The sequence below is a fragment of the Streptomyces sp. TRM68416 genome, from assembly GCF_014596915.1.
GTDB lineage: Bacteria > Actinomycetota > Actinomycetes > Streptomycetales > Streptomycetaceae > Streptomyces.
In genome coordinates this window covers 94,563-106,992 of the sequence record NZ_JACVWU010000002.1, presented here as the reverse complement: position 1 = coordinate 106,992, position 12,430 = coordinate 94,563, and the positions used below count along the sequence as shown (strand labels likewise).

Sequence of the window (12,430 nt, the reverse complement as noted above, 5' to 3'; positions counted from 1 at the left end):
TGTCGGTGGGGTTTGGTAAGAATGCAAGCGTGAGCAGCGAGGACGGGCACGGTGGTGGTGGGGCCGAGGGGGCGCCGCCCGAGCAGCTCGCGTTGATTCGGGAGAGTGTCCGCAAGGCCAAGGGGCCCCGGGCCAAGCCGCGGACGTGGCGGGGGGCCGCGTTGGCCGCGGAGTTGCCCGTTGCGCGGGTGCTGGTCGACAAGGGGGTGCTGCATCTCGATCGGTACTTCGACTACGCCGTGCCCGCGGAGCTGGACGCGGACGCGCAGCCGGGGGTGCGGGTGCGGGTGCGGTTCGGGGCCGGGCGGCATCGGGTGCGGGACGGGCGGCGTGAGGGCGGGGGGCTCATCGACGGGTTCCTCGTTGAGCGGCTCGCCGAGTCCGACTACTCCGGGCCGTTGGCGGCGCTCGCGCAGGTCGTGTCGCCCGAGCGGGTGCTGAGCGAGGAGCTGCTGGGGCTTGCGCGGGGCGTGGCCGACCGGTACGCGGGGAGCCTTGCCGATGTGCTGCAGCTCGCCGTGCCGCCGCGCAGCGCGCGGGCCGAGCAGCGGCCCTCGCCCGAGCCGCTGCCGGTGCCGTCGGCGCCCGAGGCGGGGTCCTGGCGGCGGTACGGGCACGGGGCCGCGTTCCTGGAGTCGCTGGCATCGGGCGGGGCGCCGCGTGCCGTGTGGAACGCGTTGCCCGGGGCCGAGTGGAGTGAGGAGCTGGCGCGGGCCGTGGCGGCGACCCTCGCCTCCGGGCGGGGCGCGCTGGTCGTGCTGCCGGACGGGCGGGCCGTCGCGCGGGTCGACGCCGCGCTGACCTCGCTGCTGGGGGAGGGGCGCCATGCCGTGCTCACCGCCGACGCCGGGCCCGAGAAGCGGTACCGGGAGTGGCTGGCGGTGCGCAGGGGGTCCGTACGGGCCGTCGTGGGGACGCGCGCCGCCATGTTCGCGCCGGTGCGGAACCTCGGGCTGGTCGCCATCTGGGACGACGGGGACGACAGCCACAGCGAACCGCACGCGCCGCAGCCGCATGCGCGCGATGTGCTGCTGCTGCGGGCCGCCCAGGATCGGTGCGGGTTCCTGCTGGGCAGCTGGAGCTGCACCGTGGAGGCCGCGCAATTGGTGGAGAGCGGGTGGGCGCGGCCGCTGGTCGCCGCCCGGGAGCAGGTGCGGGCCGCCGCTCCGCTGGTGCGGACGGTCGGGGACACCGATCTGGCCCGGGACGAGGCCGCGCGCGCCGCGCGGCTGCCCTCGCTCGCCTGGCAGACCGTCAGGGACGCGCTGCGGCAGGGGCCGGTGCTCGTTCAGGTGCCCCGCCGGGGGTACGTGCCGCGGATGGCGTGTGCCACCTGCCGGGCTCCCGCGCGCTGCCGGCACTGCTCCGGGCCGCTGGAGGCGCAGGACACCGGTGCGCTGCGGTGCGGGTGGTGCGGGCGCGAGGAGGGGGCCTGGCACTGTCCGGAGTGCGGTTCTTTCCGGCTGCGGGCGCAGGTGGTCGGGGCTCGGCGGACCGCGGAGGAGCTCGGGCGGGCGTTTCCCGCCGTGCCGGTGCGGACCTCCGGGCGCGAGCAGGTCCTGGACACGGTGCCGGGGGCGCCCGCGCTCGTCGTGAGTACGCCCGGGGCCGAGCCGGTCGCCGAGGGCGGGTACGCGGCGGCGCTGCTGCTGGACGGCTGGGCCATGCTCGGGCGGCCCGATCTGCGGGCCGGGGAGGACGCGTTGCGGCGCTGGATCGCGGCCGCCTCGCTCGTGCGGCCGCAGGGCGACGGGGGGACCGTCGTCGTCGTTGCCGAACCGACCCTTCGGCCCGTGCAGGCCCTGGTGCGCTGGGATCCCGTCGGCCACGCGGTGCGGGAACTCGCCGAGCGGGCCGAGCTGGGCTTTCCGCCGGTCTCCCGGATGGCGGCCGTGTCGGGGCCGGCGGAGTCGGTGGGTGAGTTCCTGCGAGCCGTGGAACTGCCCCGGGAGGCGGAGGTATTGGGCCCGGTGCCGCTGCCCGTCACGGCCACGGGGCGCCCGCGGCGGACCGGGGCCCCGCCCGTGGGGGAGCAGTGGGAGCGTGCGCTCGTCCGAGTACCTCCGGGGAGCGGGGCCGCGCTCGCGGCAGCCCTGAAGGCGGCACAGGCGGCTCGGATGGCCCGCGGTGGCGCCGGAGGGGAAGCCGCGGTACGGATTCGGGTCGATCCGCCTGACATCGGGTGAGACACGGGGCCGTGAGGTGGCGGGGCGCGGCGGTCCGGGGGCGGGCGTTCAGGGGGGCGCGCGGGGGTGCGTGGCGCTGGGCGGGCGGGACGCGAGGGAGCGGGGCCTTCGGTGGGTGAGATGCGGAGGGCCAGGACGTTGAGCCGGTGGGGCGCGGGGCGTTGGGCCGGTGGGCGTGGAGGTGGGGCCTTCAGGGGAGTGGCGTGCGGGGGAGCGTGGCGTTCGGCGGGGTCAGGCGCGGGAGGGTGGGGGCGTTGAGCTGGTGGGTGGGGTGCGCGGGCGTGAGGGCTTTCGCGGGTGCGGCGGCGGAGTGTGGGGTGGTCCGCTGCTGAGCGCTCCGCTGGAAGTGCCGCGACGGGGTGTGGTTCGTCTGCGGGGCTGTTGCGGCCGGTCGCGCAGTTCCCCGCGCCCCTTCGGGGCGCTGCCGAAGCGCAGCCGAGTGCACCGGATCTGCTTGGGGCGCGGTGGCGTGGAGTTTCGTGTGGCTCTGTCCCCCGAGGTGCCGTCGTGGCCGGTCGTGCAGTTCCCCGCGCCCCCTCGGGGTGCTGCCGAACCGTAGCCGGCTTCGCTTGGGGCGCGGTGGCCTGGAGCGACCTGTGCCTCCGGCCTCCCGATGTCGGCGCGGGAGGACGGAGGCACAGGGGGCCGGTCAGCCGTTGCGGGGGCCGGGGAAGGCGGTGGGTCGTGCCTCGTCGCGGAGGACGGGGCTGCCCGCTGTCGGCTGCGTGGGCATGGAGCGGGCGGCGGGGACCGTCGGTACCGGGGGGATGGCGGTGCTGACGTTGACCGTCCGGCTGCCGGACGGCTCGGTCGTCCGCTCGGCCTCGGCGGCGGCCTGGGTCGCGGCGCGGCGGGCGCCGTAGCGGCGGTGGACCGCCTGTTTGGTGACGCCGAGGGCGGAGCCCACCGCGTCCCACGAGAAGCCGAGCGAGCGGTCGAAGTCCACGGCGGCCGTGACCAGGGTCTCGACACTGTCCCGCAGCTCCTGGGCGAGACGCACCGTCGGGGCGGGAGCGCGTCCGTAGACGACGAAGCCCGTGGAGGGGCCGGAGCGGCGCGGGCGGTAGACGTTGCCCAACTGGGCGGTGAGTGTGCGCAGTGCGTCCACCTGCCGGCGGACCCGCTCGATGTCCCGCACCAGCAAGTGCAGGCTGGCCCGAGCCTGGGCGTCGTGGGTTGCGTGGTCGGCCATGAACAAGCCTCTCGAACCGGCGTTGAAAAGGATGGGGCCGCGCGATGTGCGGCCCGCTGTGGTCAACTCTTTCTTGACCAACGCGGATTCGCTCCGCGGGTCACGCAGAGGGGGCGTACCGGCATATGCGTGCGCCGGTGGTCAGGGGCTGTTCACCGGCGGCGGCCGTCCCGTTCGGGGGCCCATAGACTGGTGTGCTGCCCGTACCCCACCGCCGTCCGAGAGGTTCGCACCCACCCATGAAGCTCGTCTTCGCCGGTACCCCCGAGGTCGCCGTTCCCGCTCTGGACGCCCTGATCGCCTCCGGGCGGCACGACGTGGCCGCCGTCGTCACGCGGCCCGACGCCCCGGCCGGGCGGGGGCGCAGGCTGGTCGCGTCTCCCGTGGCCGAGCGGGCCGAGGAGGCCGGGATCGAGGTGCTGAAGCCCGTCAAGCCGCGGGACCCCGAATTCCTGGAGCGGCTCGCGCAGATCGCGCCGGACTGCTGCCCCGTCGTCGCGTACGGGGCGCTGCTGCCGCGTGTCGCCCTCGACATCCCCGCGCACGGCTGGGTCAACCTGCACTTCTCGCTGCTGCCCGCCTGGCGCGGTGCCGCTCCCGTCCAGCACGCGATCATGGCGGGCGACGAGATCACGGGTGCGTCCACGTTTTTGATCGAGGAAGGGCTGGACTCCGGGCCCGTCTACGGCACCGTCACCGAGGAGGTCCGGCCCACCGACACCGCCGGTGACCTGCTGACGCGGCTGGCGTTCGCGGGGAGCGGGCTGCTGGCCGCGACCATGGACGGGATCGAGGACGGCACCCTGAAGGCCGTACCGCAGCCGGGCGACGGCGTCACCCTCGCGCCGAAGATCACCGTCGAGGACGCCCGGGTCGACTGGTCCGCGCCCGCGCTGCGTGTGGACCGGGTGGTGCGCGGCTGCACCCCGGCGCCCGGCGCCTGGACCGTCTTCCGGGGCGAGCGGCTCAAGCTCATCCAGGTCAGGCCGGTGCCCGAGCGCACCGACCTCGCCCCGGGCGCGCTGTCCGTCGGCAAGAACGACGTCCACGTCGGCACCGGCTCCTACGGCGTGGAGCTGCTGTGGGTGCAGGCCCAGGGCAAGAAGCCGATGCGGGCGGCGGACTGGGCGCGCGGCGCGCGGATCGCGGAGGGCGAGCGCGTGGGGGCCTGACCGGCCGCGCACCGGCCCGGGGCGCGCCGTACGCTGGACGCACACGTCAGCCAGTAATCCGGAGCACCTTTTTCGTGAGCGACACCTCCCGTCGGCCCCGCAAACCCGGCAAGCCCCACCGTCGGCCCCAGAAGGACCCCGTCCGCATCCTCGCCTTCGAGGCACTGCGGGCCGTGGACGAGCGGGACGCCTACGCCAACCTCGTTCTGCCGCCGCTGCTGCGCAAGGCGCGGGAGAAGGGCGACTTCGACGGGCGCGACGCCGCCCTGGCGACCGAGCTGGTGTACGGCACGCTGCGGCGGCAGGGGACGTACGACGCCGTCCTCGCCGAGTGCGTCGACCGGCCGCTGAGGGAGGTCGACCCGCCGGTGCTCGACGTGCTGAGCCTCGGCGCGCACCAGTTGCTGGGGACGCGGATCCCGACGCACGCCGCGGTGTCCGCCACCGTCGAGCTCGCCCGCGTCGTCCTCGGCGACGGGCGGGCCAAGTTCGTCAACGCCGTGCTGCGCAAGGTCGCCCAGCACGATCTCGACGGCTGGATCGAGCGGGTCGCGCCGCCCTACGACGAGGACCCCGAGGACCACCTCGCCGTCGTCCACTCCCACCCGCGCTGGGTCGTCTCCGCACTGTGGGACTCGCTCGGCGGCGGCCGCGCCGGTGTCGAGGAGCTGCTGGAAGCCGACAACGAGCGGCCCGAGGTGACCCTGGTCGCCCGGCCCGGCCGGGCGACGACGGAGGAACTGCTCGACGAGGATGCCGCGGTGCCGGGGCGCTGGTCGCCGTATGCCGTGCGGCTGGCCGAGGGCGGCGAGCCCGGCGCCATCGAGGCCGTACGGGACGGGCGGGCCGGGGTGCAGGACGAGGGCAGTCAGCTCGTCGCGCTGGCGCTCGCCAACGCGCCCCTGGACGGTCCGGACGCGCGCTGGCTCGACGGGTGCGCAGGGCCCGGCGGCAAGGCGGCGCTGCTCGCCGCGCTGGCCGCGGAGCGCGGTGCCGTGCTGCTGGCCTCGGAGAAGCAGCCGCACCGGGCGGGGCTGGTCGCCAAGGCGCTGGCCGGCAATCCGGGGCCGTACCAGGTCATCGCCGCCGACGGGACCCGGCCGCCGTGGCAGCCCGGGGCCTTCGACCGGGTGCTCATGGACGTGCCGTGCACCGGGCTCGGCGCGCTGCGGCGGCGGCCGGAGGCGCGCTGGCGGCGGCGGCCGGAGGATCTCGACGCCTTCGCGCCGCTGCAGCGGGGGCTGCTGCGGACCGCGCTCGAATCCGTGCGGGTCGGGGGCGTCGTCGGATACGCCACCTGCTCACCGCATCTCGCCGAGACGCGGGCGGTCGTCGAGGACGTGCTCAAGCAGTTCCCGTCGGCCGAGCCGATCGACGCGCGGCCGCTGCTGCCCGGTGTGCCGGAACTCGGCGACGGTCCCGACGTACAGCTGTGGCCGCATGTGCACGGGACCGACGCGATGTACCTGGCGCTCATCCGCCGGACCGGCTGACGCTCTCCGCCGGTTCGCGAACCTCGGCCCCGCCGTCCTCCCGGGCGAGCCGGTGGGGCCACCACACCTTCTTCCCCACGTCCAGGAAGAGCGACGTCACCAGCACCGACCGCACGACGAACGTGTCCAGGAGCACGCCCAGCGCCACCGCGAAGCCGATCTCCGCGAAGGCCACCATCGGCAGCGTGCCCAGGGCGGCGAAGGTACCGGCCAGGACCAGGCCCGCGGAGGTGATGACCGCGCCCGTCGCGGCGAGTCCGGTCACCACGCCCTTGCGGGTGCCCTGGTGGACCGCCTCCTCGCGGATGCGGGTGGTCAGGAAGATGTTGTAGTCGATGCCCAGGGCGACCAGGAAGACGAAGACGAACAGCGGGAAGTCGGTCGTCTCGCCCGCGTAGTCGAAGAGGTGCCGGAACGCCAGCGCGCTGATGCCGAGGGCCGCCGCGAACGACAGAATCACCGTGCCGATCAGCAGCAGCGGGGCGATCAGGGAGCGCAGCAGCGCGCACAGGATCAGCAGGACCACCACCAGCACCAGCGGAATGATCACGATGTTGTCGCGGGTGGTCGCCTCGTCCATGTCCAGCAGCGCGGCCGTACCGCCGCCGACCTGCGCGTCGGCGTCCGGCACCGCGTGCACGGCGTCGCGGACCCGTTCCACCGTCCGCTTGGCGGCCTCGCTGTCGGCGGGGTCGGACATCGTGGCCTCGAACAGCACCTTGCCCTCGAAGGAGGGTTTGGTGCCCGGCGGCAGCCCCAGCGACTCGGGAACCACGCCCTCGGTCTCCGCGACCGCGCGGCCGACCTCCTCGGCCTGCGCCTGGTTGCTGATGATCACCAGCGGATCACCGCTGCCCGCCGGGAAGTACCGCTCCGAGACCTCCTGGCCGATGATGGAGTCGGGTTTGTCGGTGAAGGCGTCCGCGTTGCTGATGCCCTCGGCGCGCATCTGGAGCAGGCCGAGGGAGCAGACCGCCAGGATCACCGCCGTGACGCCCCACACCATGCGGGGGCGGACGGCGATACGGTGGCCCATGCGGGCCCACAGGCCCCGGTCGGCCGGGTTCGGGGTGCCCAGGTGCGGGATCACCGGCCAGAAGATCCACCGGCCGAAGATCACCAGTAGGGCGGGGAACAGGGTCAGCATCGCGAGCAGGCCGACCGCCACGCCGATCGCCGCCACCGGGCCGAGGCCCCTGGTGGAGTTCATCTCGGCCGCGAGCAGCACCAGCATGCTCAGCACGACGGTCGCGCCGGAGGCGATCACCGCCGGGCCCGCCCGGTGCAGGGCCAGCGCCATCGCCTCGTGCCGGTCCTCGTGGCGGCGCAGCTCCTCCCGGTAGCGGGCGACGAGCAGCAGCGCGTAGTCCGTGCCCGCGCCGAAGACCAGCACGGTGAGGATGCCCGCGCTCTGCCCGTTGACCGTCAGGCCCGCGTGCTCGGCGAGCAGGTAGATCAGGGCCTGCGCGGTGAACAGGGCGGCGATCACCGAGAGCAGCGGGATCAGCAGGAGCGTGGGGCTGCGGTAGGTGATGAGCAGCATGACGATGACGACCGACATCGCCGCGAACAGCAGGGTGGAGTCGATGCCCTCGAAGGCCTTGGAGAAGTCGGCCGAGGTGCCGCCCGGGCCCGTGATGTGCACGGCGAGTCCGTCCCCGCCCTCGCCGACGTCGTCCCGGATGGAGTCGACGGCGGGTCCGATCCGCTCCCAGCCCTTCTCGTCCATGGTGATCGGCACATAGACCTGGGCCGCGCGCGGGTCGGTCTCCCGGTCGAAGACCGGGCCGCGGGTCTCGTCGCCGCGCACGCCGTGGTCGGACAACTGCTTCAGCTGCCGGACGTCCTCGGCGATGGCGGCCCGGTCCTCGGCCGTCAGCCCGCTCTCGCGCGCGTACACCACGACGGCCGGGATCTGCTCCGGCCGGAAGTCCTCCGAGACCTCAAGGACCTGCGTGGACTCGGCCGAACCCGGCAGCCAGGAGGCGGCGTCGTTGTCCTGCGCGTCGGTGAGCTTCTGCGCGAAGGGCGCCGTCAGGAGCAGTACGAGGAGCCAGAGCACCAGTACGACCCACTTGCCCCGCCGCCCGCAGACCAGATGCGCGATGCCTGCTTTCCCGGTCATAGCCACCCCCGGAGCCATATGGCGCAAAAGCATGGCACGGTGGGATGCGCCCCGTAAGGGGCGCGGGGAACTGCGCGACCGGCCACGGACGGCCCGCACCTGCCTGCGAAGAGCAACCACCCGGGACCGATGCACCCAACCCCCGGAGGGCATGGCAGGCTTGGTACATGGCCGTGCAGATCAACCCCAGCATTCTGTCCGCCGACTTCGCCCGCCTCGCGGACGAGGCGAAGGCGGTCGAAGGAGCCGACTGGCTCCATGTCGACGTCATGGACAACCATTTCGTCCCGAACCTCACGCTCGGTGTGCCGGTCGTAGAGTCGCTCGCCCGTGCGACGGACACTCCGCTGGACTGCCATCTGATGATCGAGGCCCCCGATCGGTGGGCGCCCCAGTACGTCGAGGCGGGGGCCGGTTCCGTCACCTTCCACGTCGAGGCGGCCGCCGCGCCGGTGCGTCTGGCCCGCGAGATCCGCGCCAAGGGGGCTCGTGCCTCCATGGCGCTCAAGCCCGCGACGCCGATCGAGCCGTACGAGGACCTGCTTCCCGAGCTCGACATGCTGCTGATCATGACGGTCGAGCCGGGCTTCGGGGGCCAGGCGTTCCTCGACATCATGCTTCCGAAGATTCGCCGGACCCGCGAGTTGATCAGCAAGCACGGCCTTGAGCTGTGGCTCCAGGTCGACGGCGGTGTCTCGGCCTCGACGATCGAGCAGTGCGCGGAGGCGGGCGCGGACGTCTTCGTGGCCGGTTCGGCGGTCTACGGGGCCGAGGACCCCGCCGAAGCGGTGCGAGCCCTGCGCGCCCAGGCCGAAGGAGCGGCCAAGTCCGCGGCCTGGGCATGCGACCACTGAGCCAAGGGAACGTGAACGGCGCCCATCGGGGCTGATCAAGCGCGCCGAATCTGCGAGGATGAACGGCGAATCCAGAGTGTGAACAGCAGGAGTGAGGAGATCGCCGTGTCGGGTATGTCGGCGGGCCGGTCAGCCATGCGGATGGGACCCGCTGAGCTGGTGCAGGCGGCGGCCATGGCCCGCCGCTTCTACCTCGAGGGCAAGTCCAAGATCCAGATCGCGGAGGAGTTCGGCGTCAGCCGCTTCAAGGTGGCCCGGGTCCTGGAGACCGCCCTCGAACGGGATCTCGTGCGTATCGAGATCCGCGTCCCCGCCGAGCTGGACGCAGAGCGCTCGGACGCGCTGCGCGCCCGCTACGGCCTGCGGCACGCCGTCGTGGTGGAGTCCCCGGCGGAGGCCGAGGAGTCTCCCGATCCGGAGAACCTGGGAGAAGTGGCCGCTGACCTGCTCGGCGAACTGGTGAACGAGGGTGATGTGCTGGGGCTGGCCTGGGGCCGGTCCACCATCCACATGGCGGCCGCCCTCGACCGGCTGCCGCCGTGCACGGTCGTGCAGCTGACGGGCGTCTACGACGCCGGTACCGCCGAGCGCGGTTCGGTGGAGGCGGTGCGCAGGGCGGCCCAGGTCTCGGGCGGCGACGCCCACCCCATCTACGCGCCGATGCTGCTGCCGGACGCGGCCACCGCGGCGGCGCTGCGCAACCAGACCGGGATCGCCCGGGCCTTCGAGTACTTCGACAAGGTCACGGTCGCCTGCGTCTCCATCGGCTCCTGGGAGCCCGGCATCTCCACGGTGCACGACATGCTCAGCGACCAGGAGCGGGCGCACTACGCCTCACTCGGCGTCGCCGCCGAGATGTCGGCGCACCTCTTCGACGCCGACGGCCGCCGGATCGGCCGGGACCTGGGCGAGCGGTGCATCACCGTCAAGACCGACCAGCTCCGCCGTATCCCCGAGGTCGTGGCGATCGCGGGCGGGCAGCGCAAGGCGTCCGCGATCGACGCGGTGCTGCGCTCCGGGCTGGTCACCAGCCTGGTGACGGACACGGCGGCGGCGGACGTGCTGATGGCGGCCGGCCCCACGCCGAAACCGGCGCTGAACAGGGCCGACCCGGACGGCCTCTGACAGAAGGTCACAGGGGAAGGGCCGTGGCAGCATCGTCCGTATGCTGCTGCGGTTCGTTCCCCGGGTGCTGCTCTGTCTGCTCGTCCTGCTGGCGGGATGTGCCTCCACCGACTCCGATCCGCCCTCCGGGATGGCCACGGTCACCGTCGCCGAGCTTCCCGTCGAGGCCCGCCGCACTCTTGAACTCATCGACGACGGCGGGCCCTTCCCGTACGCCAAGGACGGTTCCGTCTTCGGGAACTTCGAGGGGCTGCTGCCCGATCACGGCCGCGGCTACTACCGCGAGTACACCGTCCCCACGCCGGGCTCGCGCGACCGCGGGGCCCGGCGCCTCGTCACCGGGCAGGGCGGCGAGGTCTACTACACCGACGATCACTACGACTCGTTCAGGGCGGTACTGAGATGACGGACGTCCCGGCCAGGCTGCTGGACCTCGCGGGGGTCACCGACAAGGCGGGCCTGATGGACCGGTGCCGGCGGGACCTGGGGCTGCCGGACTACTTCGGCCGCAACTGGGACGCGCTGGCCGACGTCCTCTCGGACCCCGGGCTGTGGCCGGAGGACGCCGTCGTGGTCGTCGTACGGAACTGGCGGCCGTACGCCGAGGCGCGGCCGGAGGAGTGGGAGATCGCCACCGAGGTGTTCTCGGGCGCCTCCGCCGTCACCGTGGCGCTCGCCCTTGGAGGATCCTCCTAGACGTCGCTGACCAGCCTGGATGAACAGACTGTGTATGGCATTCCGGCCGACATGGGACAATGAAGTACGTGCTCTTTCCCCCTGGCTGACCTGTCCGGGGGCCACCTTTGATCGACTGGGATGTGCAGCACGTGCGTTTCCTCAATGACATCCAGCCCCCGTACGACCTGACGTACGACGACGTGTTCATGGTGCCGAGCCGCTCGGCGGTCGGCTCGCGGCAGGGCGTGGACCTCAGCTCCCCGGACGGCACGGGCACCACGATTCCGCTCGTCGTCGCCAACATGACCGCCATCGCCGGCCGCCGTATGGCCGAGACGATGGCCCGGCGCGGCGGACTGGTGGTCATCCCGCAGGACATTCCCATCGAGGTCGTCACCGGCGTCGTCTCCTGGGTCAAGAGCCGCCACCACGTCCTGGACACCCCCATCGTGCTGGCCCCGCACCAGACCGTCGCCGACGCCCTGGCGCTGCTGCCCAAGCGCGCGCACAACGCCGGTGTCGTGGTGGACGAGGACTCCAAGCCGGTCGGCGTGGTCACCGACGCCGACCTGACCGGTGTGGACCGCTTCACGCAGCTCGCCGAGGTCATGTCCCGCGACCTGCTGCTGCTCGACGCGGACATCGACCCGCGCGAGGCCTTCAACACCCTCGACCACCACAACCGGCGCTACGCCCCCGCCGTCGACGCCGACGGCAAGCTGGCCGGCATCCTCACCCGCAAGGGCGCCCTGCGCGCCACGCTGTACACGCCCGCCGTGGACGCGCACGGCAGGCTGCGCATCGCCGCCGCCGTCGGCATCAACGGCGATGTGGCCGGCAAGGCCAAGCAGCTGCTCGACGCAGGTGTCGACACGCTCGTCATCGACACCGCGCACGGCCACCAGGAGTCGATGATCAGCGCGATCAGGACGGTCCGCGCGCTCGACCCGCAGGTGCCGATCGTGGCCGGCAACATCGTCGCCGCCGAGGGCGTCCGGGATCTGATCGAGGCCGGTGCCGACATCATCAAGGTCGGTGTCGGTCCGGGCGCCATGTGCACCACCCGCATGATGACCGGCGTCGGCCGGCCGCAGTTCTCGGCGGTGCTGGAGTGCGCGGCCGAGGCGAAGAAGTACGGCAAGCACGTGTGGGCGGACGGCGGCGTCCGGCACCCGCGCGACGTCGCCATGGCGCTGGCGGCGGGCGCGTCCAACGTGATGATCGGCTCCTGGTTCGCCGGCACCTACGAGTCCCCGGGCGACCTCCAGCAGGACGCCAACGGCCGGCTGTACAAGGAGTCCTTCGGCATGGCCTCCGCGCGTGCGGTGCGCAACCGCACCTCGGAGGAGTCCGCGTACGACCGGGCCCGCAAGGGGCTGTTCGAGGAGGGCATCTCCACCTCGCGGATGTTCCTCGACCCGGCCCGTCCGGGCGTCGAGGACCTGATCGACTCGATCATCGCGGGCGTCCGCTCGTCCTGCACCTACGCCGGCGCCGGCTCCCTGGAGGAGTTCGCCGAGAAGGCCGTCGTGGGCATCCAGAGCGCCGCCGGCTACGCCGAGGGCAAGCCGCTGCACGCCAGCTGGAGCTGACGCGACCCGATCG

At 73.3% G+C, this 12,430-nt stretch carries 10 protein-coding genes; 8 read left to right on the top strand and 2 right to left on the bottom strand.

All coding sequences use genetic code 11. The features are described 5' to 3' along the window. Nucleotides 1–29: 29 nt before the first annotated feature. Nucleotides 30–2,186: a primosomal protein N' gene (locus ICC28_RS03650; protein WP_188286913.1), complete on the top strand. Its 2,157-nt coding sequence runs from the start codon at nucleotides 30–32 to the stop codon at nucleotides 2,184–2,186. Between the two features lie 649 nt (nucleotides 2,187–2,835). Here the strand turns inward: ICC28_RS03650 and ICC28_RS03645 are convergent. Beyond that, on the bottom strand, nucleotides 2,836–3,378 hold the full coding sequence (locus tag ICC28_RS03645) for a hypothetical protein (RefSeq protein ID WP_188286912.1): 543 nt from the start codon (nucleotides 3,376–3,378) through the stop codon (nucleotides 2,836–2,838). Between the two features lie 239 nt (nucleotides 3,379–3,617). Between ICC28_RS03645 and fmt the strand changes: the two genes are divergently transcribed. Further along, complete coding sequence (gene fmt, locus ICC28_RS03640; protein WP_188286911.1) at nucleotides 3,618–4,550, top strand: methionyl-tRNA formyltransferase; 933 nt, start codon at nucleotides 3,618–3,620, stop codon at nucleotides 4,548–4,550. A gap of 74 nt (nucleotides 4,551–4,624) precedes the next feature. After that, on the top strand, nucleotides 4,625–6,043 hold the full coding sequence (locus tag ICC28_RS03635; RefSeq protein WP_188286910.1) for an RsmB/NOP family class I SAM-dependent RNA methyltransferase: 1,419 nt from the start codon (nucleotides 4,625–4,627) through the stop codon (nucleotides 6,041–6,043). On the opposite strand, the gene ICC28_RS03630 is transcribed toward ICC28_RS03635, so the two are convergent. After that, nucleotides 6,024–8,168, bottom strand: coding sequence for an MMPL family transporter (locus ICC28_RS03630; protein ID WP_188286909.1), 2,145 nt, complete (start codon nucleotides 8,166–8,168; stop codon nucleotides 6,024–6,026). The two genes, ICC28_RS03635 and ICC28_RS03630, sit on opposite strands and share 20 nt — an antisense overlap. A gap of 167 nt (nucleotides 8,169–8,335) precedes the next feature. Between ICC28_RS03630 and rpe the strand changes: the two genes are divergently transcribed. From rpe to ICC28_RS03605, 5 genes are all read left to right on the top strand, one after another. Continuing rightward, a complete protein-coding gene (gene rpe / locus ICC28_RS03625; RefSeq protein WP_188286908.1) occupies nucleotides 8,336–9,022 on the top strand; it encodes a ribulose-phosphate 3-epimerase in 687 nt (228 codons plus the stop codon). Between the two features lie 114 nt (nucleotides 9,023–9,136). Continuing rightward, nucleotides 9,137–10,147 (top strand): sugar-binding domain-containing protein, encoded by a 1,011-nt coding sequence (locus tag ICC28_RS03620; RefSeq protein ID WP_223188360.1) that lies wholly within the window; start codon nucleotides 9,137–9,139, stop codon nucleotides 10,145–10,147. Between the two features lie 40 nt (nucleotides 10,148–10,187). Then, nucleotides 10,188–10,553 (top strand): ribonuclease domain-containing protein, encoded by a 366-nt coding sequence (locus ICC28_RS03615; protein WP_188286906.1) that lies wholly within the window; start codon nucleotides 10,188–10,190, stop codon nucleotides 10,551–10,553. Next, nucleotides 10,550–10,843, top strand: coding sequence for a barstar family protein (locus tag ICC28_RS03610; RefSeq protein WP_188286905.1), 294 nt, complete (start codon nucleotides 10,550–10,552; stop codon nucleotides 10,841–10,843). The genes ICC28_RS03615 and ICC28_RS03610 overlap by 4 nt, the downstream gene beginning before the upstream one ends. Before the next feature lie 131 nt (nucleotides 10,844–10,974). Then, on the top strand, nucleotides 10,975–12,417 hold the full coding sequence (locus tag ICC28_RS03605) for a GuaB1 family IMP dehydrogenase-related protein (RefSeq protein WP_188286904.1): 1,443 nt from the start codon (nucleotides 10,975–10,977) through the stop codon (nucleotides 12,415–12,417). Nucleotides 12,418–12,430: the final 13 nt, after the last annotated feature.